The sequence below is a fragment of the Bradyrhizobium sp. USDA 4353 genome (genome assembly GCF_054063215.1).
Map to the genome: position 1 here is coordinate 525,836 of NZ_JBSSGB010000001.1, position 26,438 is coordinate 552,273.

The following is a 26,438-nucleotide window of genomic DNA, read 5'->3' on the forward strand; positions in this document are numbered from 1 at the left end:
AATTCCATGCCATACTCCCCCCGACTCACCCCTCCGAGAGGGGCGTACGCGCGGTCGTCACGATACGTGGGGTGGGGATGTGGTGGCCGTGTCGGGTCGCAGCGTGGCTTCGTGCCGCGCCGACGAACGAATCCGATGCGGACGCGAAATCGTGTGGGCCTGGCCTCCCGGTGCTGAGGTCAAGCCGGCGATGACGCCTTTCGCGCGTCGCGTCGGCGACGGGGACAAGACAGCCGATCCCCGGGGCGAGCACGTATAAGCGTTAAGACCGCCACGCGGGGAATGCCGGATGTTCGGCTGAACCTGTGGTGACTGCCGCCTGCTTTTTTGTTGCAGGCGGGCCATGGGTGAGGCCTTCACCCGGCATTCCCTGCGCCCTCTCGATTGGATTTGGAGGGCAGACGGACGCATCACCTGGGCGGAGGACGCCGCGGGGCTGCGAGGTCATGTCTGGTGCAGTTGCGACGAACAGATGAATCTCACGCGGAGGAGCTGGCTGTTGGGGCCTCATGGTTCGAGACGGCGCGCGGAGGTCGTTATTTGCTCTCATGCGCGGACGGGCGCGCGCCTCCTCACAATGAGGGTCTTGCACCCAACGGGGTCCTGCACACCGACCATGAACACGCCGAGAGGCGTGTTCATGGAGAGGAGGGAGATAAACGACGGAGCTGTAGGGTGGGCAAAGGCGAAGTACTGAGCTCTCCTCACGCGGGATCGCAGTGGCGCCGTGCCCACCGTCTTGCCGCGCGACGCGCTGATGGACGGTGGGCACGCGCCGCCTTTCGGCGTCGCTTTGCCCACCCTACGATCTCGTCGCTGCGTGATCGGGCGGATGTGGCGTCGGGCTCTCTCCGCCGTTATTGCGAGCGCAGCGACGTGTCCGCCGAAGCTCGAAGAGCGAAGGCGGAAGCAATCCAGAGTCCCGCCCACGCCCCTGGATTGCTTCGGCGCAAGGGCGCCTCGCAATGACGGCGTGGAGAGGTCTGCGCGCCTCAGAACCGCGGCAGATCCGGGAACGCCAGCTTGCCCGCGTGCACGTGCATCCGCCCCAACTCCGCACACCGATGCAGCGTCGGAAACACCTTGCCCGGGTTCAACAGCCCCTGGCTGTCGAACGCACATTTCACGCGCTGCTGCTGGTTGAGGTCGATCTCGGTGAACATGTCCGGCATCAAATCGCGCTTCTCGATGCCGACGCCGTGCTCGCCGGTGAGGACGCCGCCGAGCTCGACGCAGCAGCGCAGGATGTCGGCGCCGAAGGCTTCGGCGCGCTCCATCTCGCCGGGCTTGTTGGCGTCGTAGAGGATGAGGGGATGCAGATTGCCGTCGCCGGCATGGAAGACGTTGGCGCAGCCGAGCTGATACTTCTCCGACAGCTCGCGGATGCGCGCCAAGGCCTTGGGCAGCGCGCCGCGGGGGATGGTGCCGTCCATGCAGAGATAGTCCGGCGAGATGCGCCCCACCGCGGGGAACGCCGCCTTGCGACCGGCCCAGAACAGATTGCGCTCGGCCTCGGAGGTCGAAATCCGGCAGGTGGTCGAGCCGCAGCCGTTCGCGATCGCCTCGACGCGGCTGATCAGCTCGTCGACCTCGACGCCGGGGCCGTCGAGCTCGATGATCAGCAGCGCCTCGACATCGAGCGGATAGCCGGCATGGACGAAGGCCTCGGCGGCGTGGATGGCGGGCTTGTCCATCATCTCCATGCCGCCCGGAATGATGCCGGCGCCGATGATGCGGGCGACGCATTCGCCGGCGGCCTCGACCTCCGCGAAGCCGACCATCAGCGCACGCGCCGTCTCCGGCTTTTGCAGGATGCGCACGGTGACCTCGGTGACCACGCCGAGCAGCCCCTCCGAGCCGGTGATCAGGCCCATCAGGTCATAGCCGGCGTTCTCCGTGCACTTGCCTCCGATGCGCAACACCTCGCCATTCATCAGCACGAGCTCGCAGCCGAGCACGTTGTTGGTGGTCATGCCGTATTTCAGGCAGTGCACGCCGCCGGAATTCTCCGCGACATTGCCGCCGATCGAGCAGGCGATCTGCGACGACGGATCGGGCGCGTAGTAGAAGCCGGCATGCGCCACCGCCTGGCTGATGGCGAGGTTGGTCACTCCCGGCTCGGTGACGACGACGCGGTTGTCGAAATCGATCTCGCGGATGCGCTTGAACTTGCCGAGCCCGAGCAGCACGCCATCTGCCAAGGGCAGAGCACCGCCGGACAGCGACGTGCCGGAGCCGCGCGGCACCACTTTTATGCCTTGAGTGTGGCAGTACTTCAAAACCTGCGAAACTTGTGCCGTCGTCTCCGGCAGCACCACGACCATCGGTGGCTGGCGGTACGCCATCAAACCGTCGGACTCGTAGGGAAGCATCTCCGCGGCGCTGTCGATGACGCCCTCGCCCGGCACGATTACACGCAGTGCAGCAACGATTTCGCCGCGGCGCGCCAGCACCGCAGAATCAGCCTCCGGCATCATGATCGCCATTGCGCGCCTCTCCTGAAGTCGATTTCGACCGTCATATCAACCACAACCGCGGCGCTTTGGGTAGGCGGCCGCGCGGCTTTCGCTGTTTGCGGCCGCGCAAAGATCGCGACGATATTGCTGAACCCGATCGCGCCGAGCGACTTGTGTGAGCGTGGAGGCCATGCAACAAACCTCCGCACAGACTTGTCTCGTAACCCACAGAGCCTGATCCATGAAGAAATTGACTTTGAGCGCGCTCGTCATCCTCGCCTCGTCGTCGCTGGCGACGGCCGCACTGGCGCAGGATGCCGCCGCCGGCAAGACGTCCTTCAACAAGTGCCTGCCCTGCCATGCGATCGGCGAAGGTGCGAAGAACAAGGTTGGTCCGGAACTGAACGGTCTCGACGGCCGCAAGTCGGGCACCGTGCCGGACTACAATTATTCGGAAGCCAACAAGAACTCGGGCATCACCTGGAACGAGGCCGTGTTCAAGGAATACATCAAGGATCCGAAGGCCAAGATCCCCGGCACCAAGATGACCTTCGCCGGCATCAAGAACGAGACCGAGATCAACAATCTCTGGGCCTACGTGTCGTCGTTCGACAAGGACGGCAAGCAGAAGCAGTAAGCGGCGCGACGTCAGCTCCGCCCTCGAAGCCCCGGCCGCGCGCCGGGGCTTTTTCGTTTTCAAGGCGCAACCGCCTCCGTCGCGGTGAGCGCGCCGACCATGCGGTCGACCTCGGCGGTCACGAGCTCCGGCACGGCGTTCTGGACCATGTGGCCGAGATCGGGCACGACGATCAGGCGGGTCTGCGGCAGCACCTGCGCCAGCCGCCGCGCGTGGATGTCGGTGTAGACGGTCTTGTCGGCATCACCGGCCAGGATCGTGACGGGGACCTTGATCTCGCCATAGCGCGGCGCCTGCTCGATCACAGCCTGCTTGAGGGTGACGAGGTCGAGCGCATTGGCGAGGAATTCGCGCGGGCGCAGCAGCAGCGGCGTCGCGCTCTGGTCGACGAAATCGTCCGGCATTGGCTGCGGCGCAAACACGCCGCGGGCGCCGGGGCCCATCAGCGCCAGGCCGAGCGGCAAAGTGATGGTGTGGGCCAGCAGCGGGCCGATCACGGGGGTCGTCACCGCCGCATTGTACTGCCCCACCCCGCCGCGCCAGGGATAGGCGACCGGCGCGAGCATCACGAGGCCGGCGACCCGATCCGGGAAGTCCAGCGCCATGCGCAGGCCGAGCGCACCGCTCCAGGAGTGGACCACCAGGATCACCGGCCCGGTGCCGAGCCGGCCGAGCGCCTCGTCGAGCATCCGGGCCTGCGCGGCGGGCGTGGAATCCTCCGCACGCTCGCGCGGGCTCCAGCCATGGCCGGGACGGTCGACCAGCAGCACCCGGTGGCGCTCCGCCAGCATGTCGCCGAGCGGCTTGCGCATCGCCTCGAGGTTCGAGCTGGCGCCATGAAGGAGCAACAGCGGAGGCTTTTGGCTGTCGCGCGGACCGATATCCACAAGATTGATGGTGGCGCCGTTGACAACGATCGGCTGTCCCTGGGGCGGATAGCGGCGCTCGACCACCGCCACGCCAGCCCGTGTCACCAGCGCGAGCACGGCCAATGCGCCCACTAAGAACATTGAAATCATTGAGAGTTTTCTGCCTGTCACAAAGACAGTTACGGGCGCGAAGGCTGGGGGTTGCAGATCCAGCGGCGTTGCCCGGTCGTTTCGGCCTGGAAACCTGTCATCACTGCGTCGTCGGCCATTTTATAACCATGGTCGGGACTTTTCCTCGCAATCGGCTGATGACCGTGAATTACTTCCGGTTGGGTCATTGCAAGACGTCACCTGCGATGACCGGCCCTGCGTTTAGTTTGGTGTTTTGGGAGGGGGTTACCGATGAGCTTTCGTTCGAGCGAGTCTGCGATCGACGAGATCGTCGCGAGCTGCAATGGCGATATCCGCGGCGCGCTGAAGGCGCTGCTGCTGGTCAACGAGCATCTCGAGGCCGAGATCGCGCAGTTGTATGCCGCAGCCGCGCAATACGGCATGCCGGATCGCCGCAGCACCGCGTTTCACTAAGCCGGCTGATCGGAGCGCATAGCGCCGATCAGTCCTGCTGTCAGTCCTCCTGCGTCAGGTCCTTGTTCGGGCATGCGTTGATCGTCGATCGCGCCAGCTTGGCGTCGTCCTTCGATTTGAACGGTCCCGATGCGAACCAGATGTCCCCGATGATGACGGGGTTGCTGGTCACGATCTCGCAGCGATCGGTGGCGCGATTGCCCACCACCCAGAACAGGTCGTCCGCCCAGGCGGCCGTCGCCGTCATTCCCAAACCCGTCATTCCCACGAGCGCTGCCGTCAGCACTGCACGCCGCATTGCGCCGTCTCCTGGCCAAGTTGTGTCCGGTCAACGGCAATTGGGATCGCGTGGATCGCCCGGCAAGCACGGCCGTCCGGATAGGGTTAACCGGCCGTTAAGCCTAGATGTCGCGGCCCTCGACCTTCTCGGTCAGGGTTTTGACCAGCTCCGGCACCTTGTCGAGGTGCGGATTGACCTCGAGCGCCTTGCGGAAGGCATCCAGCGCCCGCTTTTCCTCGCCGAGGTCCTGCATGATCATGCCGAGACCGGCGAGCGCGCCGAAGTGCCGCGGCTCCCTCACAAGCACCTGCTGGATGTCGGCGAGCGAGCGGCCATAGTCGTTCTGGAGATAGTAGATCGTCGCCCGGCGGTTCCAGGCTTCGACATAGTCCGGGCGGAGCTTGATGACGGAATCGAGCAGCTTGAGCGCGACCTCGTTCTGCTTCGCGTCCATCGCGGCCTTGGAGCGCGCCATCAAGAGCGCGACGGTATCGCTCGGGGTCTGCAGCCAGATCGCCCAGATCCGGGCCTCGACATGCTTGGCGCTGATCTCGTCGGGCGCGGCCTTCAGGGCGCCGAACAGGAAATCCAGCCCCTTGGTCTTGTCGGCGCCGACTTTCGGCAGCTTGGACGGCGCTTCCGGGGGTTTTGGCTTGGCGCCCGATCGAGGCTCACCCTGCGCGAAGGCGAGGTGCGGTATGCAGATGACGGAGGCGGCGAGCAGAATCGCCAGGGAGGAGCGCTTTGCCATGCGCCAAGTCTAAACGCAGAAAGCGCGCCCTGCAAAGCAGAGCGCGCGTCAAAGACCTGTGAGCAGGCTGTGCAGAACCGGGCTCAATCAGCCCTGGCGGGCCTTGAAGCGGCGCTGGACCTTGTTGATCACGTAGACGCGGCCCTTGCGGCGAACCAGACGGTTGGCGCGATGGCGGCCACGCAGCGACTTCAGCGAGTTACGGACCTTCATGGGACATCCTGATACGTTCGAAAGGCCGTGTTGGACAGGCCGGACGTGGCAAATAGAAAGGGATTTCCGCAAGCGACCAAGCCGCCCGGAGTGGCCGGTTTCTAACCACCGACTTAGGCGATGTCAACGATTGAGGCGGCGGCTTCAACAGAGCCTGCGCTGGAGGCGGCGGGGGAACCTCGGCCGTCGAACTATTGGCGATTGCCAAATTCGTTATATGGTATAATCAATTTCACAAAGCCAAAAACCGAACGCCGGGAACGCCCATGCCAAAGCTCGCTCTGCCCAAGATCGACGACGTCGTCGCCATCGACATCCACACCCATGCCGAGGAGCCGTGCGGCATGCATGCCGATGACGGCTATGACGATTTCCAGGCCCAGATGGCCGAGTACTTCAAGTCGCCGCACAAGCACCCGCCGACCGTGCCGGAGACCGCGGCCTATTACCGCTCGAAGAACATCGCGGCCGTGATTTTCCCGGTCGATGCCGAGCGCGAGACCGGCTTCCGCCGCTACAACAATTACGAGATGCTCGAGGTCGCCTCGGACCATCTCGACGTCCTGATCCCCTTCGTCTCGATCGATCCGCACAAGGGCAAGCTCGGCGTGCGCGAGGCGCGCAAGCTGATCGAGGATTATGGCGTCCGCGGCTTCAAGTTTCACCCGACCATGCAGGGCTTCTACGCCAATGACCGCCTCGCCTACCCGCTCTATGAGGCGATCAACGAGGGCGGCGCGATCGCGCTGTTCCACACCGGCCAGACCGGCGTCGGCTCGGGCATGCCGGGCGGCATGGGCATGCGGCTGAAATACTCGAACCCGATGTACATGGACGACGTGGCGGCCGATTTCCCGGACCTCAAGATCATCCTCGCCCACCCCTCCTTCCCCTGGCAGGAAGAGGCGCTGTCGGTCGCGACCCACAAGCCGAACGTCTATATCGACCTCTCGGGCTGGTCGCCGAAATACTTCCCGCCGATCCTGGTCCGCTACATCAACTCGATTTTGCAGGACAAGATGCTGTTCGGCTCGGACTGGCCGGTGATCACGCCCGACCGCTGGCTGGCCGATTTCGCCAAGCTGGACATCCGCGAGGAGATCCGGCCGAAAGTGCTGAAGGCCAACGCGCGCAAGCTGCTCGGGATCTGAGATCGTAAGCCAGCATGAGCCTTGACTCCGTCCGCGCGTTCTTCGCCGCAAAGGCCCCCGACATCGAGGTCCTCGTCTCCGCCCAGAGCTCGGCCACCGTCGCGCTCGCGGCGGAGGCCTATGGCGTCGAGCCCGCACGCATCGCCAAGACATTATCGTTGCGCGTCGGCGACCGCGTGATTCTCATTGTCGCGGCCGGCCACGCGCGGATGGACAACAAGAAGGTCAAGGCGCTGTTCGGCGGCAAGCCGAAGATGCTCGGCCTCGACGAGGTCGCCGATATCACGGGACACGAGGTCGGCGGCGTCTGCCCGTTCGGCTTGAAATCGCCGCTGCCGGTGTATTGCGATCTCTCGCTGAAGGCGTTCGACATCGTCGTGCCGGCGGCGGGCTCGACTCACAGCGCCGTGAAGATCACGCCGGAGCGGATGGCCGAGCTGACGGGAGCCGAATGGGTCGACGTCTGCGAGGTGCAGGCCTGAGCGGCGCAGGCGATCACCGCTTCTTTGCTTTCGCGAGCTCCCTGACCAGAAACTCCGAGAGCACCTCGACCCGTGCCGGCCGCGGCCCGCCGGGCGGCATCACCAGATGCATCGCCCCCTCTGGCTGGCTCCAGCCCTTCAGCACCACCTCGACCTCGCCCGACGCGATCGCATCGCCCACGATGAAGTCCGGCAAATCGGCAATGCCGAGCCCAGCCAACACCGCCGGCAGCAATGCCTCGCCATTGTTGACCCGCAACTGCCCCGCTGGCCGCACGCTCGCCTGCTCGCCGGCCGCATTGGTGTAGTGCCAGACGCCGGCGGTGGAGAGATAGGCATAGCCGAAGCATTTGTGCTCGGCGAGATGCATCGGATGCGTCGGCCGCCCGTTCCGCTTCAGATAGGACGGCGCCGCCACCGTGTAGCGCGGCATCGAGCAAAGCCGTCTTGCGACCAGCGAGGAGTCCGGCAGCCGCGCGATGCGGAGCGCGAGATCGAAGCCCTCGCCGATGAGATCGACGGTCGCGTCGCTCATGTGCAGGTCGATCGAGACCTCCGGATACTGCTCGAGGAAGGCCGGCAGCAGCGGCGCGATCTTTTTGACCCCGAACGTCATCGGCACCGCGAAGCGCACCAGCCCGCGCGGCGTCAGCGACTGCGCCAGCGCCTCGGTCTCCGCGGCCTCGCCATCGGCCAGCAGTTGCGCGGCGCGCTCGGAGAGGCGCTGACCGGCATCGGTGAGCGCCAGGCGCCGGGAGGTGCGATTGAACAGTCGCGTGCCCAGCCGCTCCTCCAGCCGGCTCACGGCCTTGGAGACGGAGGCCTTGGACAGGCTCAGCTCCTGCGCCGCGCCCGCAAAGGAGCGCAGCTCGACGACCTTGGCGAAGATCGCCATTGCCTCGAAATCCGGGAGTCGCGCCATCAGCTTGGTCTCATTTTCGGAAACAATAGGTTTCAACAGTTTCTATTTCTATACTCCGGTTCCCGGTCTATTCCAATGCCCAACAGCGCGGCGGCCCTAGCCGACCGTCGCAACCACAGGAGCAGACCCATGATCGAACTGAAGCCCTTTGCGGCGCTGGGCGGCGCCGACCACGGCTGGCTGAAGGCCAAGCACCATTTCTCGTTCGCGAGCTATTACGACCCCAGCAACATGGGCCATGGCGCCCTGCGCGTCTGGAACGACGACGAGATCGCGCCGAACACCGGCTTCCCGGCGCATCCGCATCGGAACATGGAGATCATTACTTACGTCCGCGAAGGCGCGATCACGCATCAGGACAGCCTTGGCAACAAAGGCCGCACCGAAGCCGGCGACGTCCAGGTGATGAGCGCCGGCAGCGGCATTCGGCACTCCGAGTACAATCTCGAGCCGACCACGACGCGCATTTTCCAGATCTGGATCGAGCCGACCACCGACGGCGGCCAGCCGACCTGGGGCGCCAAGCCGTTCCCGAAGTCGGACCGCTCCGGCAAGCTGGTCACGCTCGCCTCTGGCTTTGCCGATGACGCCGACGCGCTGCCGATCCGCGCCAAGGCGCGCGTGCTCGGCACCACGCTGAAGGCCGGCGAGACCGCGGAGTATACGGCCGACAAGGCCCGCCATATCTATCTTGTGCCCGCCGCCGGCAGCGTCGAGGTCAACGGCGTCCGTGTGAACGCCCGCGACGGCGCTGCCATCCGCGACGAAGCCACGCTGAAGATCACCGCGCTCGAAGATTCCGAGCTGGTGCTGGTCGACGCCGCCTAATCGTTTGTCACGGTCGCGGTCGACGATCCGACCGCGACCATCTTTCTCATCACCCTCATCCCCATGGAGACTGTCATGACCAAGGTTCTCGTTCTCTATTACTCCGCCTACGGCCACATCGAAGCCATGGCGAACGCCGTTGCCGAAGGCGCCCGCGAGACCGGCGCCACCGTCGACATCAAGCGCGTGCCGGAGCTGGTACCCGCCGACGTCGCCAAGGCCTCCTACTACAAGCTCGACCAGGCCGCGCCGATCGCCAAGATTGAGGAGCTCGCCGATTACGACGCGATCATCGTCGGCACCGGCACCCGCTTCGGCCGCATGGCCTCGCAGATGGCCAACTTCCTCGACCAGGCCGGCGGCCTCTGGGCCAAGGGCGCGCTGAACGGCAAGGTCGGCGGCGCGTTCACCTCGACCGCGACCCAGCATGGCGGCCAGGAGACCACGCTGTTCACGATCATCACCAACCTCCTCCACTTCGGCATGACTATCGTCGGCCTCAACTACGGCTTCGCCGGCCAGATGAAGCTCGACGAGGTCACCGGCGGCTCGCCCTACGGCGCGACCACCATCACCGGTGGCGACGGCAGCCGGCAGCCGAGCGAGAACGAGCTGGCGGGCGCGCGCTATCAGGGCCGCGTGATCGCCGAGACCGCAAAGAAGCTGCATGGCTGATGCGACTGGGGCGGCACTTCGATCATCGAAGCGCCGCCCCATCTCGTCGAAAGAATGTAAAGGAGTCCGCAATGCCCGCTATGTTCGAACTGGTGACGCTGGCCCGGCTGGCCCGCCATCCCCTGCAGATGATGGCGCGCCATTGGTACTGCAAGGGTTTGTTTCGCGCGAGCCGCGGCCAGCGCCGCTGCGGGGAGTGTACGGCCGTTAAAGCGGCTTGATCTGCACCTTCTTGAACTTCACCACGCCCGAGCCGTATTGCAAGGCGATCGGGCCCGCCGCATGCTTGCTGTCATCGACATCGGCGGTCTTTTCGCCGTTGAAGATCACGGTCAGACGCGTGCCCTTGGCGGTGATCTCGAACGTATTCCACTTGCCGCCGGCTTTCGGCATCGGATCGACCTTGGACACATCGACGATGGCGCCGGTGCCGTATTTCGGATCGGGCCGCTTGTCGAAGATGTTGACCTCGTAGCAGATGTTGGAGTCGATCTTCTCCGCCTGGTCGCAGCGGATGAAGATGCCGCTGTTGGCGGCGTCGTCGACCCAGAACTCGGCCTTGATCTGGAAATCCTTGTAGCTGGTCTTGGTGACCAGATAGGACGGATCCTTGCCGTCGAGCTTGTCGGCCATCAAGGTGCCGTCCTTGGCCTCCCAATTGGCCTTGCCGACCTCGGTGAACTCCACCTTCTTGTCGCCGTCCACCAGCGTCACCCAGCCGTCATCGGCCGACGCCGTCCTGATCATCGTCAACGCCGCGCCTGTCATCACCAATCCAGCCGCGAGCACGCCCCAGCATTTCCGCATCGAAACTCCTCCCTGCATTCTTGTTGCTTCGCCACGATAGCAAAGCGCCGGACAATGCAAACGAGTTTCGATGCTGCACTTGCTCTCGCCTACACAGCGGTCGCCCGCGCAAAATCGACATAGATCTCGCGCAGCCGCGTGGCCACCGGTCCCACCTTGCCGTCGCCGACCGGCTTGCCGTCGATCGTGACCACTGGCTGCACGAACGAGCTGGCGCTGGTGATGAAGGCCTCCTTGGCGGCGAGCGCCTCGTCGACGGTGAACAGCCGCTCCTCGACCTTGAGCTGGCGCTCCTCGGCGAGCTTGACCACCGCCTTGCGGGTGCAGCCCGGCAGGATCGCGTTCGAGTTCGGCCTGGTGACGATGACGTCGTCCTGGGTCAGGATGAAGGTCGATGACGAGCCGCCCTCGGTGACATGGCCGTCCTCGACCATCCAGGCTTCGCTGGCGCCGGCCGCGGCCGCCGCCTGCTTCGCCAAGACCTGCGCCAACAGCGCCACGCTCTTGATGTCCCGGCGCGGCCAGCGGATGTCGGGCACGGTGATGACGCCGATGCCGGTTTTGGCGGAGGGCGCGTCGACGATGTTCTTTGCGGTGACGAACATCACCAGGGTCGGCTTGACGTCGCCTTTCGGAAACGGGAAGTCGCGGCCCTTGTCAGCGCCGCGGGTGACCTGCAGGTAGACCATGCCCTGGTCGAGCTTGTTGCGGGCGACCAGCTCTTTTTGCAGCTCTTCGATGCGCGCAAGACTCTCCGGCAGCGCGAGGCCGATCTCGCCGACGGAGCGCTCCAGGCGGGCCAGGTGTGAGTCGCTGTCGACCAGCTTGCCGTCGAGCACGGCGGCGACCTCATAGATGCCGTCGGCGAACAGGAAGCCGCGATCGAGCACCGAGACCTTGGCCTCTGACAGGGGCACGAAGGCGCCGTTGACGTAAGCGATCGGGTCCAAGGCGATATCTCCTATCAGTTACGCGATGGGCGACGGGCGCACCGCTCTCTCCTCACCTCTCTCCCCGCGCTTGTCCGCCGTAGCTCGAAGAGCGAAGGCGGATGCGGGGAGAGGTCGGATTGCATCGAAGATGCAATCCGGGTGAGGGGGGCTCTCCGCACGGCCGGTGCGCGTGGCTGCCCCTCACCCCAACCCTCTCCCCGTGAAGAACGGGGAGAGGGAGCGCACCGCCGCTGGGGCGATGGCGCTCGTACACGATTCACATCAGTGCGACAGGATCTTGGACAGAAACTGCTGCGCGCGCTCGCTGCGGGGCTGGCCGAAGAACTCTTCCTTCTTGGCGTCCTCGACGATCTCGCCGCGGTCCATGAAGATGACGCGGTGGGCGACCTTTTTCGCAAAGCCCATTTCGTGGGTGACGACCATCATGGTCATGCCTTCGCGGGCGAGGTCGACCATGACGTCGAGCACCTCGCTGATCATTTCCGGATCGAGCGCCGAGGTCGGCTCGTCGAACAGCATCGCGATCGGGTCCATCGCGAGCGCGCGCGCAATGGCGACGCGCTGCTGCTGGCCGCCGGAGAGCTGCGCCGGGAATTTCTGCGCGTGCTCCTTGAGGCCGACGCGCTCCAGCAGCTTCATGCCCTTGGTCTCGGCCTCCGCGTGGCCGCGGCCCAGCACCTTCTGCTGGGCGAGGCAGAGATTATCGATGATCTTCAAATGCGGAAACAGCTCGAAGTGCTGGAACACCATGCCGACGCGCGAGCGCAGCTTCGGCAGATTGGTCTTGGGATCATTGACCTTGAGGCCGTCGATCGTGATCGTGCCGTCCTGGAACGGCTCCAGCGCGTTGACGCATTTGATCAGGGTCGACTTGCCCGAACCGGAGGGCCCGCAGACCACCACGACCTCGCCCTTGGCGACGGATGTCGTGCAGTCCTTCAGCACCTGGAAGGTCGGGCTGTACCATTTGTTGACGTGGCTGATTTCGATCATGGGAGCCGACTACCTGATGATGGCGATGCGCGACTGCAGGCGGCGGACGCCGTAGGACGCGATGCAGGAGATGGTGAAGTAGACCAATGCGGCGAACAGGTACATCTCGACCAGGCGGCCATCGCGCTGCGCGACCTTGGAGGCGGCGCCGAGGAAATCCGGGATCGAGAGCACGTAGACCAGCGATGTGTCCTGGAACAGCACGATGGTCTGGGTCAGCAGCACCGGCAGCATGTTGCGGAACGCCTGCGGCAGCACGACGTAGCGCATGGTCTGCGCGTAGGTCAGGCCGAGCGCGGAAGCCGCGGCCGGCTGCCCGCGCGAGATCGACTGGATGCCGGCGCGCATGATCTCGGAGAAATACGCCGCCTCGAACATGATGAAGGTGATCAGCGACGAGGCGAAGGCGCCGACCTTGATCGGCCTGGACGAGCCGGTCAGCCACTGCCCGATATAGGGGACCAGGAAGTAGAACCAGAAGATGACGAGCACCAGCGGCAGCGAGCGCATGAAGTCGACATAGAGGCCCGCGATCCAGCCCATCACGCGATAGCCTGAGAGCCGCATCAGCGCGATCAGCGTGCCGAAGATCAGGCCGCCGGTCGCCGACAGCGCGGTCAGCGTCAAGGTGAAGGTCATGCCGTCGATGAAGAGATAGCTCAGCGAGCGGCGGATGACGTCGAAATCGAAATTGGCCAGCATCTCATTTGCCCGTGATGTAGCCAGGGATCGCCACCGCGCGCTCTAGGAGCCGCATGCCGATCACGACGATGATGTTGATGACGAGATACATCAGGGTCGCGGCGCTGAACGCCTCGAACACCTGGAAGGAGAATTCCTGCATCGCGCGCGCGGCACCGGTCAACTCGATCAGGCCGATGGTGATCGCGACCGCGCTGTTCTTGACGGTGTTGAGAAACTCCGACGTCAGCGGCGGCAGGATGATGCGGAAGGCCATCGGCAGCAGCACGTAGCGGTAGACCTGCAAGGTGGTGAGGCCGAGCGCGGTCGCCGCCATCTTCTGGCCGCGCGGCAGCGAGCCGATGCCGGCCGCGAGCTGCACGGCGACGCGCGCCGACATGAACAGGCCGATGCCGACGGCGGCCGTGTAGAACGGCGCATTCGGCAGTTGCTTCAGCCACAGGCCCGCCGCGCGGGGCAGCAGCTCCGGCAGCACGAAGAACCACAGGAACAGCTGCACCAGCAGCGGCATGTTGCGGAAGAATTCGACGTAGAGAAAGCCGATCCAGGTCGCGAGCTTGGACGGCAGCGAGCGCAGGATGCCGACGATCGTGCCGAAGATCAGCGCGATCACCCAGGCCGACAGCGAGGTCACGATCGTGACCTTCAGCCCCGCCAGCAGCATGTCGAAATAGGTGCCTGCCCCGGTCGGGTTCGGCTCCAGGAAGATGTGCCAGTTCCAGGTGTAGTTCACGGGGACATCCAGAAAGGGTTAGCTGGGGACTGAGCCGATGCGATCAGCTGATATGATCGGGGTCATCGGATCAAGCTCATTCCGTCCAGCGAAGGCAATCAACGGGCCAGTGTTGCCGCATTCACTTCAATTCATAGCCCGACTGTTTCCGCACCGGCAGTGCGCTCCCTCTCCCCGTTCTTCACGGGGAGAGGGCTGGGGTGAGGGGCAGCCACACGGAAAGTCAGTACGCATGGAGCGATTCCCATCTTACGGATCGCATCAGCAGGCAAATCAGGACCGTCACACGCACCACCCGTGTGGCTGCCCCTCACCCCGACCCTCTCCCCGTAAGAACGGGGAGAGGGAGTGGACCGTCGTCGCCGCGCGGTCGGTGCGCTCCCCTTCCCCCGCGCGAAGCGGAGCTTCGCTAGGCGGGGAGAAGTTGGGGGTGGGGATCTCAGCAAAGGCTGGCCGTGGTGGCCCCCCTCCCCAGCCCTCCCCCACAAGGGGGGAGGGAGCGCACCGGCGTTGCGGCGAAAACTTAAGACGACAGCGCCTTACGGCTTGTACGACTCCGGGTCCGGCGAATCCGAGGGCTTGGCGAATTCGGCCTTCAGCTCGGCGGACATCGGGGTGTTCAGGTTCAAGCCCTTCGGCGGAATCTTCTGCATGAACCACTTGTCGTACAGCTTGGCACCCTCGCCGCTGGTGTAGATCTTGGCGGTGGCGGCATCGACGACCTTCTTGAACTGCGGGTCGTCCTTGCGCAGCATGATGCCGTAGGGCTCGGGCTTGGAGAACGCGTCGCTGGAGACGACGTAGGCAGCCGGATCCTTGGAGCCGGCGACGAGGCTGGCGAGCAGGATGTCGTCCATCACGAAGGCCACGGCGCGGTCGGTCTCGACCATCAGGAAGGCCTCGGCGTGATCCTTGGCCGGGATGATGTTGATGCCGAGGCTGCGCGCGGCATTGGCTTCGGTGAGCTGCTTGATGTTGGTGGTGCCGGCGGTCGAGACGACCGTCTTGCCCTTCAGGTCATCGATCTTGGTGATGTTGCTCGCCTTCTTCGTGACGTAGCGGCTCGCCGTCAGGAAGTGGGTGTTGGTGAAGGAGATCTGCTTCTGGCGCTCGGCATTGTTGGTGGTCGAGCCGCATTCCAGGTCGATGGTGCCGTTGGCGAGCAGCGGGATGCGCGTCGACGACGTCACCGGGTTGAGCTTGACCTCGAGCTTATCGAGCTTCAGCTCCTTCTTCACGGCATCGACGATGCCCATGCAGATGTCGATCGCGAAGCCGACCGGCTTCTGGTTGTCGTCGAGATAGGAGAACGGAATCGAGGAGTCGCGGACGCCGAGCGTGATGGCACCGGTCTCCTTGATGTTCTTCAAGGTCCCCGTCAGGTCCTCGGCCTGCACCTGACCGGCGCACAGCGCGGCGGCAAAGGCCAGACCAAAAAGGCGAAGCTGCTTCATCTGTATCTCCTCAATCCGGCAGGCCGCCGGATGCTTGCATAAACCAGAGTGAACTCAAAATAGTCCCGCCGGCCTCGGACGATCTCCGGCCGGACAAGCGGGCACCATAGACCGCCCTGCGGCGGGAAGTTCTCGGACGCTTGCGACAAATTGCCTGTCCAGCGCCCCGTTCGACAAGACATTCGGGTTGATGCGGCAGCGCCGAACGCCGGGATGGTAAACTACGAGGGGCGCAACGGTCGGGCGACGCGACGAAAGTCTGAAGCGGGCATCGCATTTGCTCATCATGCTTCGGTTCCCATCCGTAGCGGACCTCATGACTTCAAAAGCGACGCTGCTGCCGCGATCGCAGTGCGCTCCCTCTCCCCGTCCTTCACGGGGAGAGGGTTGGGGTGAGGGGCAGACGCACGGGTGGTGTTCGTGGAGAGACCTGTACCCCCTCACCCGGATTGCATCTGGCGATGCAATCCGACCTCTCCCCGCACGCGGGGAGAGGTGAGGACCGCCCGCGCTGCGAGATGTGTGGCACATACAAGCTCCCAACTCACAGGGGCTTCCGCAACTCCCCCAAATCCCAGAACAGCCCCGCCATCAGACCCAACGCCTCTTCCGTGACATCCACAAGAATGTGCTCATCCGGCGCGTGCTGCGAGCAGCCGGGATAGGAGTGCGGGACCCACATGGTCGGCATCTTCAGCACGTCGGCAAACACGTCGTTCGGCAGCGAGCCGCCGAAGTTCGGCAGCACCGCCGGCGCCTTTCCGGTGCTCATCTTGATCGAGTCCGCCGCCCATGTGATCCAGGGGCTGTCGATGTCGGCCCGCGAGGCCATGAAGCCTTGCGTCTTGCTGACCTCGATCATCGGGAAGCCGTGCGCGACGAGATGGGCCTTCACGTCCTCGACGATGGTGTCGACCTTGGTGCCGACCACGAACCGCAGTTGCAGCACGGCGCGGGCGACGCCGGGAATCGCATTCGCCGGCTTGTCGATATTGCCCGAGGAGATCGCCAGCACCTCCAGCGTGTTCCAGGCATAGAGCCGCTCCGCCGGAGTGAGTCCCTCCTCGCCCCAATTGTCCGACAGCGCCGGCTCATCGGCTGTGGGCTCGACCTTCACGTCGGCGAGGATGGCTCGGATCGCATTGGTGAGGCGCGGCGGCTTCAGCTGCTCCAGCTTGATACGGCCCTGGCCATCGACCAGCGTGGCGATCGCGTTGGCGAGGATGGTGGCGGGGTTGGCGAGCACGCCGCCCCAATTGCCGGAGTGGTTGCCGCCCTCGCGCAGATTGACGTCGAGATGCAGCCGGATGCCGCCGCGGCAGCCGAGAAAGATGGTGGGACGCGCGGTCGACAGCCGCGGGCCATCGGAGCCGATAAAGACGTCGGCCTTCAGCGCTTCGCGCTTGAGATCGGCCACCTTGGCGAGGTCGGGTGAGCCGATCTCCTCGCCCATCTCGATGATGAACTTCGCATTGAAGCCGAGCTTGCCGCCGCGGGCTTCGCGCACCGCGCGTAGCGCCGCCATGTTGATGCTGTGCTGGCCCTTGTTGTCGGCGGTGCCGCGGCCGTAGAGGCGGTTGCCGGCCGGGGTCACCGCCCAGGGATCGCGGCCGTCGCGCCACTCGCCGGTCATGCCGTCGACGGTGTCGCCATGGCCGTAGCTCAGCACGGTCGGCGCGCTGTCGCTCTCATGATAGGTCGCGATCAGGAATGGTGACTTGCCGCTCGGTGAGGGCACCAGTTCTGAGATGAAGCCGAGCTCGGCAAAAGACGGCGTTAGCTCGTTGGTGAGATACGACGCGAGCTCCTCCTTGCGCTCGGGATTGAGGCTTTCGGTCCGGTAGGCGACCCGGCGGCCGAGCTCGGCCACGAAGTCTCCGCTCGTCAGGCTTTGACGGGCACGGGCGATTGCATCAATCCTGGTCATGGCGCTTTTCCAGTCACAACGAAGGCGGCGTCATATCGGGATCAGGGGAGAAGCGGAAGGGGCTGGATTTGAATTCAGTGGGAGAAAGGCCCGGTCTCGGTTTTCGGAACCGTTCCCCGCTCGCCTTAGGGACATCAAACCACGAGCGCGCGCGCCTCATCCTCGAGGCGCAATCGCGCGCCCGAGCTTGTCGCACTGAACACCCTCGAAAGACGGAGGGCGCGGGGAATGCCGGGTGGACGACGGAGAGCGCGGGCTACGCGCTCACCGTCGCGTCATACGCCGGATAATCCGTGTAGCCCTTCTCCTCGCCGCCGTAGAAGGTCGGGCGGTTGTACGGCGTCAGCGGCCAGCCGTGTTGCAGGCGGGCGGGCAGGTCCGGATTGCTGATGAAGTAGCGGCCGAAGGCGATGGCGTCCGCCTGGCCGCCGGCGACCGCGGCTTCCGCCGGCTCGCCGGTGAAGCCGCCGGCGCCGATCAGGACGCCCTTCCAGATCGGACGGAACAGAGCGATCGCCGACGGCGCGTTCTGCCAGTTGACGTCGGCGCGGCCCGCGCCGGAGGAGCGCGGCTCGATCAGATGCAGATAGGCGATGCCGAGCTTGTTCAGCGCCTCGATAGCGTAGGTGTAGAGCGGCATCGGATCGGGCTCGCCGGAGCCGTTGGCGATGCCGTAGGGCGACAGCCGCACGCCGACCTTGTCGGCGCCGCAGGCCGCGATCACGGCCTCGGTGACCTCGAGCAGGAAGCGGCAGCGGTTCTCGATCGAGCCGCCGTAGCGGTCGGTGCGCTGGTTGCTGCGGGTCTGCAGGAACTGCTCGATCAGATAGCCGTTCGCGCCGTGCACCTCGACGCCGTCGAAGCCGGCTGCCATCGCGTTGCGCGCGGCCTGGCCGTAGGCGGCGACGAGCGGCGGGATCTCCTCGGTCTCGAGCGCCCGCGGCGTCTCGTACGCCGCGCCCTTCCCCTCGGCCGTCATCGCCTTGAGATCGTCGGGAATCGCGATCGCCGACGGTGCCACCGGCAGCGCGCCGCCCGGCTGGAACGACGAATGCGACACGCGGCCGACGTGCCAGAGCTGCAGGAAGATGATCCCGCCCTTGGCGTGGACGGCGTCGACGACCTGCTTCCAGCCGGCGATCTGCGCCGCGCTGTAGATGCCTGGCACGTTCGGGCTGCCCGTGCCGGTCGGCAGCACCGGCGAGGCCTCGGCGATGATCAGGCCGCCGGGGGTCGCGCGCTGCGCATAATATTCGACGTTGAGCGGACGCGGCGCGAGCGTCTCCTTGGCGGCGCGCATGCGCGTCAAGGGCGCCATCACGACGCGATGCTTGAGATGATACGGACCGATCGTGAGCGGCGAAAACAGCGCAGGCAGCATTTCTCCCCCAGAGGCATCGTGATTGTCGGTTGGGATCATCTTGTTCGCAAAACATGACGGTGGCAATGTCAACGCGACCTCGGCACGAGCAGACCCTGCATGCCGAAAGCGGACGTCCTGCAACCCCAGACCATCCCTCGCGTTGCAGCCGCGATGACCTATCATGCGGTGACCCGTATGATCTTGCGGCCGCCCTCAGACGTCATACACCACGATCTCATCGTCCAGCCGGAGACCCCCGCCGTGCCCCACCCTGCTCTGTCAGCCGATCACACCGCCATCGTCACCGGTGGCGCCTCCGGCATCGGCCTCGCCGCCGCCATCCGCTTCGCCGCGCTCGGCATGAACGTCTGCATCGCCGATCTCGACGAGGCCCGGCTGCGCGATGCGGCTGCCAAGGCCGGCGCCGCCGCGACGCGCGGCGAGGCCGCGGTCATGACGGCCAAGGTGGATGTCAGCAGCCGCGACAGCGTGGTTGCGCTGGAAAAAGACGTGCGTGCGCGCTTCGGCCGCGTCGACGTGCTGATGAACAATGCCGGCATCCAGCCGGGCAGCAAGATGTTCGGGCCGGAGGAGAATTGGCAGCGCATTCTCGGCGTGAACCTGTGGGGCATCATCCACGGCTCGCAGGTGTTCGCGCCCAACATGATCGCGCAAAGGCGGCCGGCGCTGATCATCAATACCGGCTCCAAGCAGGGCATCACCACGCCGCCCGGCGATCCCGCCTACAACGTCTCCAAGGCCGGCGTGAAGGCGTTCACCGAGGCGTTGCAGCACGAATTGCGCAACACGCCGGACTGCCGGGTGAGCGCGCATCTGTTCATTCCCGGCTTCGTGTTCACGCCGCTGACCGCCAATGGCCGGGTCGAGAAGCCGGCCGGCGCGTGGACGCCCGAGCAGACCATCGACTTCATGCTGGAGCGCGTGACGGCCGGCGACTTCTACGTGCTGTGCCCCGACAATGACGTGACCCGCGCGCTCGACGAGCGCCGCATCCTGTGGGCGGCCGGCGACATCGTCGAGAACCGTCCGCCGCTGTCGCGCTGGCATGCCGACTACGCGGAGGCGTTTGCGGCGTTCGTCAAGGGATCATCCTGACAGCGTGTCCGGGCTTGCCTCAGGCGCCTGCACCAGCAGGCGCCTGACCAATGCCAGCGCGGTTTCCGTGGCCGGGTCGGCCGCGATCACGGAGACCGCGAGCACGATGAGATCGACCGGCTGATGCGACAGCACGATCACATGCGTCGCATGCCGCGCGGCCATCAGCGCCACCATGCGCTCGACCGCGGGATCAGTGGCGGCCAAGCCCCAGGGCGCATCGGCCCGGCGCAGCACGCGACGTGAGGCGAGGAAGTCGCGCAGCAGCGGCGGATCATAGGCGGCAAGCTCCGCCTCGCGATAGCGTCGCGCGCTTTCGAAGATCGGCTGTCGCGTGAGCTCGGCGATCAGCTCGTCGCGCGTCGCCGCGGTTGCGGCGCCGATCGAATCGAGCACGCCGGGCTGTCGCGCTTCGAGCATCGCGCGCAACGCATCCCCTAAAAGGCCGATCGTCAGCACGCCTGCGACCGCGACCGCGCAGAAGCGCATCAATTGCGCTGCGTCGACATCAGGCGCCAACGCCGCTGTGGCGGCGCCGAGCAGGGCCGCGCCCGCCATCCGCAACCATGTCAGCCACACGCCCTGACGCTGCGCCTCGGCGCTGGAGCCTGCGATCAGCATCGCGGTCACCGCGAGCAGCGCCCCTAGCGCGCCGAGCCGCACCGGCATATCCGGAGCGAGCACGCGGAAATCGGTGACGATGAAGGGAATGACGATCAGCGCGCCGAACGCGACGCGGTCGATGGCGCGGTTTTCCCAGGCGAGCAGGCTAGCGCGATCGCGCCGGAGCAAGAGCCAGGCGCAGGTCGCAAAGCCGGCGAGCTGGAATGCCGACAGCACGGCGGTATGATGGTTCTCCAGCGCGACCGGGCCGAGCGCGCCGGCCAGCGCGAGCACGATGCCGCCGATCAGCGCGGCGAGCTTCAGCCCGCGATGCGCATGCCGGCGCAGCAGCCCCTCGGTGACGACGAGCGCGCCGAGCGGGATCAGCGCCGCGGGAATCAGCGAGATGCGGTCGAGCGTGGCGTTATCCGTCCACCAGGCGATGCCGCGCAGCAGGAACAGCGACGCGACCAGCGCCAGCAGCGCGACGAGCCGCGCGGTCAGCGGTCCCCTGGGATCGCGCCGGTACAGCATCGCCGCGGCGACGGCGAGGCCGATCGCGCCACAGAGGTTGACGATGGAGTCGGCGACGACGCTCGGCATCATCGCCCGGCCTCGCTCGACGGAACGCGCGGACGCAAGGTGCCGAACGGCCTGGTGTCGTCGAGCCAATGCAGCAGCGGCAGGATCATCCGTTGCAGCGCCAGCACGGCCGAAGTGGCCAGCAGCGCCGGCAGCGAGCCGGAGGGAATTTCGCGCAGCAGATAGCGGCGGGCGGCGGCGAGATCGATGCGACCGAGCTGCAGCAGGTCATCGCCCCTGGCGTAGTCCAGCTCGCGGGCGCAGAAGCCGTTGTAGATGTCGTCGCGATGCTTGGGCGCGTCGGCAAAGGTCTTCTTCAGCGCATCCGAGCCGCCGGTATAGGCATTGGTGATGACGAAGCGCGTCTCGTCGAAGCCGGCCTCGTCGCCGACGCCGAACACCGCGCGATGCGCGGCCATGATGCCGCGCGCGAGCTCGAGATGCGCAAAGCTTTGCCGCGCCTCGGGCTGCGGTGAGGGATAGACGTCGGAGAAGGTCTCGCAGACTATGCCGGCCACCGCCGGCACCTGCGTGACATTGGAGATCCATTTCGGCCGCAAGCCATCGCGGATGAAGAGGAGCAGCGTGGTCAGGCCGTAGAGCACGCCCGACAGGCCCTTGCCGCGCGCCTCCGGGTCGACCATCACGAGCCCGAGATGGACGACCTCCTGCGTCTCGCCGTCGCGCGAGACCTGCATCACGGCAAGCGCATTGAAGGCGATCGGCTTGCCGGTTGCGGCGTCCGACACCAGCGTGATGATGGCGCGCGCGAGCGCCTCGCGCTGGCCGGAGAAGATGCCATAGGTGAGGTCGCCCGCGGACAGCGTCTTGGCGGCGACGGTGCGGAGATCGGCAGTGAGCGCGACCAGCGCCGCGTCGTCCAGGGTCGTGCCCGGGCTCTCGACGATGCGCGTGCAAAACTCCGGATGCGTGCGCAGCGACAGGTCCATCGCTTCCTGGCCGAGCGCGGTCAGCCAGAAGCCGATGTTGTCACGAATGCGCCTTGCGGCTGCGACGATGTTCATTCCCCTCATCCGCCGGGCGCGAACGCAAATGGCTCGCCGGAGCCCTGCCTGCCTTTCGCGTCATATGCGCTGCCCGCGTTAATACGTGATCACGCCGAGCCGCGAAGCCGCCGTCAGGGTAAATGCAGCTTGAACGATGGTCATACAGCAAAGTCTGCCCATGTGGCTGCCCCTCACCCCAACCCTCTCAGCGCGAGCGAAGCTCGTCGCGCCCCCGTGAAGAACGGGGAGAGGGAGCGCAGCGGGGCCGCGGTGATCTGGTGCGCTCAAAGCAGACGTCAGAAGGATCATGATGCTGATCTCAACTCCGAGGCGGAGATACGCATGATGGAGATCTCGCCGGCTCGGCAATGGCGGTCTGCTCCCTCTCCCCGTTCTTCACGGGGAGAGGGATGGGGTGAGGGGCCGCCCCGCGCGCCGGCCTCTCCTGGAGTGAGCAGGGAGGCCAAGGGCTACGCCTCACGCCGCCTTCGACACTTCCATCAGCAGGCGCTCAGCGCGGGCGTCCTCGATGCGGTTGACGAGCTTGCTGCTCTCGTGACGGTCGCGCAGGGTCTTGGTCAGGGTGACGCAGGTCTGCACCAGCATGACGATGCCCATCGTCAGATAGCCCTTCATCCAAAGATCGATCGGCATGAAGAACAGGCCGAGGACGACGAGGAGAGCGGCGGCAGCGAACGAGACGTAGGAGAAAGTGACGAAGGCACCGCTGTGGGGCTGGGCGTTCTGGTTCATGGTAGGCTCCTATGAGGTTGGTTGGTTGGATGCGTTGAGAGTGGTCGTTCGAGAAAATCAGTTCGCAGGCGCGGTGCGGCCAGCCTTCAGCCGCGCCAGCACGTCGTCAGCCGTGGTCTTGATGCGCGGGCCAAAGCCCTGCTCGGCGAGCTTCTCGGCGGTGGTGATCGGACCGGTGGCGGCGTCGAGCTCCATCAGCGCCTCGTCGGCGGCCTGCGCCTCCATCTGCCGCTCGCGCAGCCGCTTCAAGGTCGCTTCCGCCTCCGGCAGCGTGCATTCATAGGGACGCGCCGCCTCGATGCCGCCGCGGCGCAGATTGCGCACGGCTTCCGCGGCGCGGGCGATGCGGCGGCCGCGGTCGAGCTCGGCGATGCGGGCTTCAGCGCCGGCGACATGCTTCTTCAGCCGGCCGATCTCGGTCGCGAACAGCGCCCTTGCCGTCTTGGCCGCGTCGCGCTCGGCCTCCAAGTTGGCGATCGCCTGCGCGGCCTCGCGGGCCAGATCCTCGCGGCCGCCATCAAGGGCGGCAGTGGCGCGGACCTCGAGATCGGTGATCCGGGCGAGCGTCGCTTCCAGGCGCTTGCCCTCCTGCTGGTCCTGCGCGATGGCCAGCGCCAGCGCGCGCTTGCTGCGCTCGACGGCCGCGGCCGCATCGCGCATCTGCTGATCCAGGATCACCAGCGCGGTCCGGTCCTGCAGCTCCTCCTGCGCAACGGCAACGGTTCCCCGAAACAGCGTCAGAACGGTCTTGAACATTGTGAACTCCCTGCTATGAGCATCGCTCATGAATATTCTCTAGCTCAAATTTGAGCGCCGCTCAAGAGATATTTTGAGCGCCGCTCATGATCGTGGTTAACAATGTCTAAAACCCTGGAAAGACGCGCGAAACAGCGCGAGGCCCTGATCGAGGCCGCCGAGCGGATGATCCGGACGCGGGGTCTAGCCGGCCTGAAGACGCGCGATCTCGCCCAGGAGATCGGCGTCGCCAACGGCGCGGTCTACAATCTCGTCGCTGATGTCGACGAGCTGGTGCTGATGGTCGGCTCACGCACGCTGGCGCGGCTCGATGCGGAATTGTCGGCGGCGGAGAGCGCCGGCCCGCCCGGCCCGGCGGCCGCGCTGGAGCGCATCGCGATCGCCTATTGCGACTTCGCCGCTGATAATCTCGAGCTCTGGCGCGCATTGTTCGAACATCGCATGCCGGCCGACAAGCCCCTGCCCGATTGGGCCATCGCCGACCAGATGCACCTGTTCCGCCACATCCATCAGCCACTGGCGGCGCTGTTTCCGCAGCGTTCGTTCGACGACATCAGCATTGTCGCGCGCAGTCTCTTCTCCGCCGTGCATGGCATGGTCGCGCTCGGTCTGGAGCAGAAGCTGATCGCCGTGCCGCTGGCGCTGCTGCGCCAGCAGATCGCGACCATGGTGAGGGCGATGGTGGCCGGGCTGGTGGTGAATGAGACGAGTGGTGGCTGACGAGAGCTTGATAGAGCGCACCCCGCGGTCATCTCCTTGATGCCAACCAATCAGACACCGCAACGAACATCACGCCACCCCCGCCTCGCTGATGCCACAGCGGCTCTCGCCCGCTTGATGCTGATCGCGCGAGGCGAACAAACAACCGCCGCATTGCTTCGCAGTATCATGCCGAGGTTCGGACGTGTTCCAGACAATATCGGGAACTGCTGATCCACGAGTACTCATCCACTGACGCTCGATGGCGAGTGTTAGTTCGTGCGACATGCGCAGATGTCGGAGCATGGCCAGGTTCGCCGGCCGGCAGATCCTGCAGCGTATTGCGCCGCGCGAGCCAAACAAGAAAATCCAACGAGAGCGGCCGCGCGAGCCAAGGGGGAAATCGTGAGACATTTGCGTGCGCCCAATGACGACCGTGATCCGCCATTCTCGCCCGGCCATGCCGATGGCCGGCATCCGCATTATGAAGCGCCGTGGCGTGACGAGTACGAGCGGCCGACGCCGGCCGAATTTGCCTCCCGCTTCGGCGTGCAGCAGGTCCCACCGCCGCCCCCCGAGCGCAACATCACCGGCCTTCTGAGCATTGTCGGGCTCATCGCCGTGGCCGCCGGCGTCGCCGGATTTGCCGCGATGAAACTGCCGGCGCGGTGGACCGCTGCCCTCTCTGCCAACAGCACCGTGGACGTCGCCGCCGCGACCGCGGCGCCGTCATCGCCGCCCCGAGCGCCGCAGAGCGCAGCACCCGTGCAGGATAATCTTCCGACCGGCGCGCTTGCGAGCGCCCTCCCTGCGGCCGCGCCGGACCAGACCATGCCGTCGCGCGAGGAAGACCGTGCGCCGAAGTTCGACCCGCGGATGGCAAATGCCGCGGTGGCGCCGCCGGCCAGCACACGGCCTCCGGTGCAGGGCGTCACCGACACGGAGATCAGCTTCGGAATGGCGGCGCCGTTCTCGGGGCCGGCCAGGGAGATGGGCCATCAGCTCAAGCTCGGCATCGACCTTGCATTTTCTCAGGCCAATGAGGAAGGGGGCGTGAACGGCCGCCAGCTCAAGCTCTACACCGCCGACGATGCCTACGAGCCGACGCGGACCTTGAACGCGATGAAGGAGCTTTACGAGCAGCACAAGGTGTTCGGCTTCGTCGAGAATTACGGCAGTCCGACCGCTCTGGTCTCGGTGCCCTATGCGCTCGAGCATCACACGCTGTATTTCGGCGCCTTCACCGGGGCCCCGTCGCTCCGCCACGATCCGCCGGACCGCTACGTCTTCAACTACCGCGCCGGCTATGCCGAGGAAGCCCACGCGCTGGTGAATTATCTCGTCAAGACCCGCAAGCTGCGTCCGCAGGAGATCGGCGTTCTCACCCAGCAGGACGCCTATGGCGACGCCGGCTGGGACGGTGTCAGCAAGGCCATGCACGGCTTGCGCGGCGGCACAGGCGAGGTCTTCCGCATGAGCTACAGCCGCAACACCGTCAATGTCGACGAGGCCATCGCGCAACTGCGCCGGCAGAAGCATGGCATCAAGGCCGTCGTGCTGGTCGCGACCTTCCGCGCCGCGGCGAAGTTCATCGAGAAGACCCGCGACCTCTATCCGGACATGATCTACGCGACGATCTCGGGCGTCGGCAGCACCGGGCTGGCCAGCGAGCTGACGGTGCTCGGTCCCAAATATGCCGACGGCGTCATCTGCACCCAGGTCACGCCGGCGGTCGACGGCTACGCCTCCGTCACCCTGAACTACAAGAAGGCGCTCGCTAAATATTTCCCGGGCGAGCCGGCCGACTACACCTCCCTGGAAGCCTATCTCACCGCCAACCTCCTGATCGAGGGCCTGCGCCGCGCCGGCCCCGCCGTCGATACGGAGTCGCTGGTCGACACCCTCGAAGCGATGCAGAACTACGAGCTCGGCGTCGGATCCAAGGTGAGCTTCGGCCCGTCCGACCACCAGGCGCTGCACAAGGTCTGGGGGACGCAGCTCGACAAGACCGGCCAGTACCACGCCATCGATCTGGAATGAGGCGACGGCCTGAGCGCTCGCCTGCCTCGCGAGCGCTCTGCCCTGGTCAAAATTTCATCAGCGCAAGCAGGCATGCCCGCGCTAGATTCGCCGGCGGCGGC

27 protein-coding genes are annotated in these 26,438 nt (G+C 65.7%); 9 read left to right on the forward strand and 18 right to left on the reverse strand.

All coding sequences use genetic code 11. From position 1 onward, the window contains the following. Positions 1–992 precede the first annotated feature (992 nt). Positions 993–2,486 (reverse strand): FAD-linked oxidase C-terminal domain-containing protein, encoded by a 1,494-nt coding sequence (locus ACVILH_RS02425; protein WP_456711455.1) that lies wholly within the window; start codon positions 2,484–2,486, stop codon positions 993–995. A gap of 211 nt (positions 2,487–2,697) precedes the next feature. Here ACVILH_RS02425 and cycA point away from each other — a divergent pair, with 211 nt between their 5' ends. Then, a complete protein-coding gene (cycA, locus tag ACVILH_RS02430; RefSeq protein WP_006611367.1) occupies positions 2,698–3,093 on the forward strand; it encodes a cytochrome c-550 CycA in 396 nt (131 codons plus the stop codon). A gap of 59 nt (positions 3,094–3,152) precedes the next feature. On the opposite strand, the gene ACVILH_RS02435 is transcribed toward cycA, so the two are convergent. Then, positions 3,153–4,112: an alpha/beta fold hydrolase gene (locus ACVILH_RS02435; protein ID WP_456711456.1), complete on the reverse strand. Its 960-nt coding sequence runs from the start codon at positions 4,110–4,112 to the stop codon at positions 3,153–3,155. Positions 4,113–4,364: 252 nt separating this feature from the next. Between ACVILH_RS02435 and ACVILH_RS02440 the strand changes: the two genes are divergently transcribed. Further along, the gene (locus ACVILH_RS02440) at positions 4,365–4,547 is read left to right on the forward strand and encodes a hypothetical protein (RefSeq protein ID WP_257170775.1); all 183 of its coding nucleotides are present in this window, start codon (positions 4,365–4,367) and stop codon (positions 4,545–4,547) included. A 40-nt stretch (positions 4,548–4,587) separates the two neighbouring features. Here ACVILH_RS02440 and ACVILH_RS02445 read toward each other — a convergent pair whose 3' ends face one another. The 3 genes from ACVILH_RS02445 to ykgO all read right to left on the reverse strand — a co-directional run bounded on the left by ACVILH_RS02445 (position 4,588) and on the right by ykgO (position 5,791). Beyond that, the gene (locus tag ACVILH_RS02445; RefSeq protein ID WP_006611364.1) at positions 4,588–4,845 is read right to left on the reverse strand and encodes a hypothetical protein; all 258 of its coding nucleotides are present in this window, start codon (positions 4,843–4,845) and stop codon (positions 4,588–4,590) included. 103 nt (positions 4,846–4,948) lie between these two features. Then, positions 4,949–5,578 (reverse strand): tetratricopeptide repeat protein, encoded by a 630-nt coding sequence (locus tag ACVILH_RS02450; RefSeq protein WP_456711457.1) that lies wholly within the window; start codon positions 5,576–5,578, stop codon positions 4,949–4,951. Between the two features lie 87 nt (positions 5,579–5,665). Then, on the reverse strand, positions 5,666–5,791 hold the full coding sequence (ykgO, locus tag ACVILH_RS02455; protein WP_006611362.1) for a type B 50S ribosomal protein L36: 126 nt from the start codon (positions 5,789–5,791) through the stop codon (positions 5,666–5,668). 266 nt (positions 5,792–6,057) lie between these two features. Here ykgO and ACVILH_RS02460 point away from each other — a divergent pair, with 266 nt between their 5' ends. Both ACVILH_RS02460 and ACVILH_RS02465 read left to right on the forward strand, forming a co-directional pair. After that, entirely contained in the window at positions 6,058–6,942 is an 885-nt protein-coding gene (locus ACVILH_RS02460) for an amidohydrolase family protein (protein ID WP_456711458.1), read from the forward strand. A gap of 14 nt (positions 6,943–6,956) precedes the next feature. Further along, entirely contained in the window at positions 6,957–7,424 is a 468-nt protein-coding gene (locus tag ACVILH_RS02465) for a YbaK/EbsC family protein (protein WP_456711459.1), read from the forward strand. A gap of 13 nt (positions 7,425–7,437) precedes the next feature. Here ACVILH_RS02465 and ACVILH_RS02470 read toward each other — a convergent pair whose 3' ends face one another. Further along, entirely contained in the window at positions 7,438–8,346 is a 909-nt protein-coding gene (locus ACVILH_RS02470; protein WP_456711460.1) for a LysR family transcriptional regulator, read from the reverse strand. Positions 8,347–8,475: 129 nt separating this feature from the next. On the opposite strand from ACVILH_RS02470, the gene ACVILH_RS02475 reads away from it, so the two are divergent. Together ACVILH_RS02475 and wrbA are read left to right on the forward strand one after the other, a co-directional pair. Beyond that, positions 8,476–9,174, forward strand: a complete 699-nt coding sequence (locus tag ACVILH_RS02475; protein ID WP_006611357.1) for a pirin family protein — start codon at positions 8,476–8,478, stop codon at positions 9,172–9,174. 75 nt (positions 9,175–9,249) lie between these two features. Beyond that, positions 9,250–9,849: an NAD(P)H:quinone oxidoreductase gene (gene wrbA / locus ACVILH_RS02480; RefSeq protein ID WP_456711461.1), complete on the forward strand. Its 600-nt coding sequence runs from the start codon at positions 9,250–9,252 to the stop codon at positions 9,847–9,849. A 207-nt stretch (positions 9,850–10,056) separates the two neighbouring features. Here the strand turns inward: wrbA and ACVILH_RS02485 are convergent, their stop codons facing one another. The 8 genes from ACVILH_RS02485 to ACVILH_RS02520 all read right to left on the reverse strand — a co-directional run bounded on the left by ACVILH_RS02485 (position 10,057) and on the right by ACVILH_RS02520 (position 18,799). After that, positions 10,057–10,656, reverse strand: coding sequence for a 3-keto-disaccharide hydrolase (locus ACVILH_RS02485; protein WP_456711462.1), 600 nt, complete (start codon positions 10,654–10,656; stop codon positions 10,057–10,059). Positions 10,657–10,745: 89 nt separating this feature from the next. After that, a complete protein-coding gene (locus tag ACVILH_RS02490; RefSeq protein ID WP_456711463.1) occupies positions 10,746–11,606 on the reverse strand; it encodes a D-amino-acid transaminase in 861 nt (286 codons plus the stop codon). Between the two features lie 264 nt (positions 11,607–11,870). Then, positions 11,871–12,602, reverse strand: a complete 732-nt coding sequence (locus ACVILH_RS02495; protein ID WP_456711464.1) for an amino acid ABC transporter ATP-binding protein — start codon at positions 12,600–12,602, stop codon at positions 11,871–11,873. A gap of 9 nt (positions 12,603–12,611) precedes the next feature. Then, positions 12,612–13,304, reverse strand: coding sequence for an amino acid ABC transporter permease (locus ACVILH_RS02500; protein WP_006612548.1), 693 nt, complete (start codon positions 13,302–13,304; stop codon positions 12,612–12,614). A 1-nt stretch (position 13,305) separates the two neighbouring features. Further along, positions 13,306–14,037 (reverse strand): amino acid ABC transporter permease, encoded by a 732-nt coding sequence (locus tag ACVILH_RS02505; protein WP_456711465.1) that lies wholly within the window; start codon positions 14,035–14,037, stop codon positions 13,306–13,308. A 539-nt stretch (positions 14,038–14,576) separates the two neighbouring features. Further along, entirely contained in the window at positions 14,577–15,491 is a 915-nt protein-coding gene (locus tag ACVILH_RS02510) for an amino acid ABC transporter substrate-binding protein (RefSeq protein WP_456711466.1), read from the reverse strand. Between the two features lie 544 nt (positions 15,492–16,035). Continuing rightward, the gene (locus ACVILH_RS02515; protein WP_456711467.1) at positions 16,036–17,418 is read right to left on the reverse strand and encodes a M20 family metallopeptidase; all 1,383 of its coding nucleotides are present in this window, start codon (positions 17,416–17,418) and stop codon (positions 16,036–16,038) included. Between the two features lie 256 nt (positions 17,419–17,674). Beyond that, complete coding sequence (locus ACVILH_RS02520; RefSeq protein ID WP_456711468.1) at positions 17,675–18,799, reverse strand: alkene reductase; 1,125 nt, start codon at positions 18,797–18,799, stop codon at positions 17,675–17,677. Between the two features lie 243 nt (positions 18,800–19,042). On the opposite strand from ACVILH_RS02520, the gene ACVILH_RS02525 reads away from it, so the two are divergent. Beyond that, on the forward strand, positions 19,043–19,897 hold the full coding sequence (locus tag ACVILH_RS02525; RefSeq protein WP_456711469.1) for an SDR family NAD(P)-dependent oxidoreductase: 855 nt from the start codon (positions 19,043–19,045) through the stop codon (positions 19,895–19,897). Here ACVILH_RS02525 and ACVILH_RS02530 read toward each other — a convergent pair. From ACVILH_RS02530 to ACVILH_RS02545, 4 genes are all read right to left on the reverse strand, one after another. Next, complete coding sequence (locus ACVILH_RS02530) at positions 19,889–21,103, reverse strand: hypothetical protein (protein ID WP_456716855.1); 1,215 nt, start codon at positions 21,101–21,103, stop codon at positions 19,889–19,891. The two genes, ACVILH_RS02525 and ACVILH_RS02530, sit on opposite strands and share 9 nt — an antisense overlap. Beyond that, positions 21,103–22,107 (reverse strand): hypothetical protein, encoded by a 1,005-nt coding sequence (locus tag ACVILH_RS02535; protein WP_456711470.1) that lies wholly within the window; start codon positions 22,105–22,107, stop codon positions 21,103–21,105. Before ACVILH_RS02535 ends, ACVILH_RS02530 begins: the two co-directional genes overlap by 1 nt. A gap of 459 nt (positions 22,108–22,566) precedes the next feature. Then, the gene (locus ACVILH_RS02540; protein WP_456711471.1) at positions 22,567–22,842 is read right to left on the reverse strand and encodes a YiaA/YiaB family inner membrane protein; all 276 of its coding nucleotides are present in this window, start codon (positions 22,840–22,842) and stop codon (positions 22,567–22,569) included. A 57-nt stretch (positions 22,843–22,899) separates the two neighbouring features. Beyond that, positions 22,900–23,598, reverse strand: a complete 699-nt coding sequence (locus ACVILH_RS02545) for a PspA/IM30 family protein (RefSeq protein WP_456711472.1) — start codon at positions 23,596–23,598, stop codon at positions 22,900–22,902. Positions 23,599–23,700: 102 nt separating this feature from the next. On the opposite strand from ACVILH_RS02545, the gene ACVILH_RS02550 reads away from it, so the two are divergent. Both ACVILH_RS02550 and ACVILH_RS02555 read left to right on the forward strand, forming a co-directional pair. Next, entirely contained in the window at positions 23,701–24,318 is a 618-nt protein-coding gene (locus ACVILH_RS02550) for a TetR/AcrR family transcriptional regulator (protein WP_456711473.1), read from the forward strand. Positions 24,319–24,702: 384 nt separating this feature from the next. Further along, on the forward strand, positions 24,703–26,337 hold the full coding sequence (locus ACVILH_RS02555; RefSeq protein ID WP_456711474.1) for an ABC transporter substrate-binding protein: 1,635 nt from the start codon (positions 24,703–24,705) through the stop codon (positions 26,335–26,337). Positions 26,338–26,438: the final 101 nt, after the last annotated feature.

Excerpts from the sequence above, each read along its gene's own strand:
- ACVILH_RS02545 (WP_456711472.1), bottom strand. The coding sequence starts at position 23,598 with ATGTTCAAGACCGTTCTGACGCTGTTTCGGGGAACCGTTGCCGTTGCG.
- ACVILH_RS02440 (WP_257170775.1), top strand. The coding sequence starts at position 4,365 with ATGAGCTTTCGTTCGAGCGAGTCTGCGATCGACGAGATCGTCGCGAGC.
- ACVILH_RS02475 (WP_006611357.1), top strand. The coding sequence starts at position 8,476 with ATGATCGAACTGAAGCCCTTTGCGGCGCTGGGCGGCGCCGACCACGGC.
- ACVILH_RS02550 (WP_456711473.1), top strand. The coding sequence starts at position 23,701 with ATGTCTAAAACCCTGGAAAGACGCGCGAAACAGCGCGAGGCCCTGATC.
- ACVILH_RS02540 (WP_456711471.1), bottom strand. The coding sequence starts at position 22,842 with ATGAACCAGAACGCCCAGCCCCACAGCGGTGCCTTCGTCACTTTCTCC.
- ACVILH_RS02485 (WP_456711462.1), bottom strand. The coding sequence starts at position 10,656 with ATGCGGAAATGCTGGGGCGTGCTCGCGGCTGGATTGGTGATGACAGGC.
- ACVILH_RS02495 (WP_456711464.1), bottom strand. The coding sequence starts at position 12,602 with ATGATCGAAATCAGCCACGTCAACAAATGGTACAGCCCGACCTTCCAG.
- ACVILH_RS02470 (WP_456711460.1), bottom strand. The coding sequence starts at position 8,346 with ATGGCGCGACTCCCGGATTTCGAGGCAATGGCGATCTTCGCCAAGGTC.
- ykgO (WP_006611362.1), bottom strand. The coding sequence starts at position 5,791 with ATGAAGGTCCGTAACTCGCTGAAGTCGCTGCGTGGCCGCCATCGCGCC.
- ACVILH_RS02510 (WP_456711466.1), bottom strand. The coding sequence starts at position 15,491 with ATGAAGCAGCTTCGCCTTTTTGGTCTGGCCTTTGCCGCCGCGCTGTGC.
- ACVILH_RS02425 (WP_456711455.1), bottom strand. The coding sequence starts at position 2,486 with ATGGCGATCATGATGCCGGAGGCTGATTCTGCGGTGCTGGCGCGCCGC.
- ACVILH_RS02535 (WP_456711470.1), bottom strand. The coding sequence starts at position 22,107 with ATGAACATCGTCGCAGCCGCAAGGCGCATTCGTGACAACATCGGCTTC.
- ACVILH_RS02515 (WP_456711467.1), bottom strand. The coding sequence starts at position 17,418 with ATGACCAGGATTGATGCAATCGCCCGTGCCCGTCAAAGCCTGACGAGC.
- ACVILH_RS02450 (WP_456711457.1), bottom strand. The coding sequence starts at position 5,578 with ATGGCAAAGCGCTCCTCCCTGGCGATTCTGCTCGCCGCCTCCGTCATC.
- ACVILH_RS02445 (WP_006611364.1), bottom strand. The coding sequence starts at position 4,845 with ATGCGGCGTGCAGTGCTGACGGCAGCGCTCGTGGGAATGACGGGTTTG.
- wrbA (WP_456711461.1), top strand. The coding sequence starts at position 9,250 with ATGACCAAGGTTCTCGTTCTCTATTACTCCGCCTACGGCCACATCGAA.
- ACVILH_RS02500 (WP_006612548.1), bottom strand. The coding sequence starts at position 13,304 with ATGCTGGCCAATTTCGATTTCGACGTCATCCGCCGCTCGCTGAGCTAT.
- ACVILH_RS02520 (WP_456711468.1), bottom strand. The coding sequence starts at position 18,799 with ATGCTGCCTGCGCTGTTTTCGCCGCTCACGATCGGTCCGTATCATCTC.
- ACVILH_RS02460 (WP_456711458.1), top strand. The coding sequence starts at position 6,058 with ATGCCAAAGCTCGCTCTGCCCAAGATCGACGACGTCGTCGCCATCGAC.
- ACVILH_RS02530 (WP_456716855.1), bottom strand. The coding sequence starts at position 21,103 with ATGCCGAGCGTCGTCGCCGACTCCATCGTCAACCTCTGTGGCGCGATC.
- ACVILH_RS02435 (WP_456711456.1), bottom strand. The coding sequence starts at position 4,112 with ATGATTTCAATGTTCTTAGTGGGCGCATTGGCCGTGCTCGCGCTGGTG.
- cycA (WP_006611367.1), top strand. The coding sequence starts at position 2,698 with ATGAAGAAATTGACTTTGAGCGCGCTCGTCATCCTCGCCTCGTCGTCG.
- ACVILH_RS02465 (WP_456711459.1), top strand. The coding sequence starts at position 6,957 with ATGAGCCTTGACTCCGTCCGCGCGTTCTTCGCCGCAAAGGCCCCCGAC.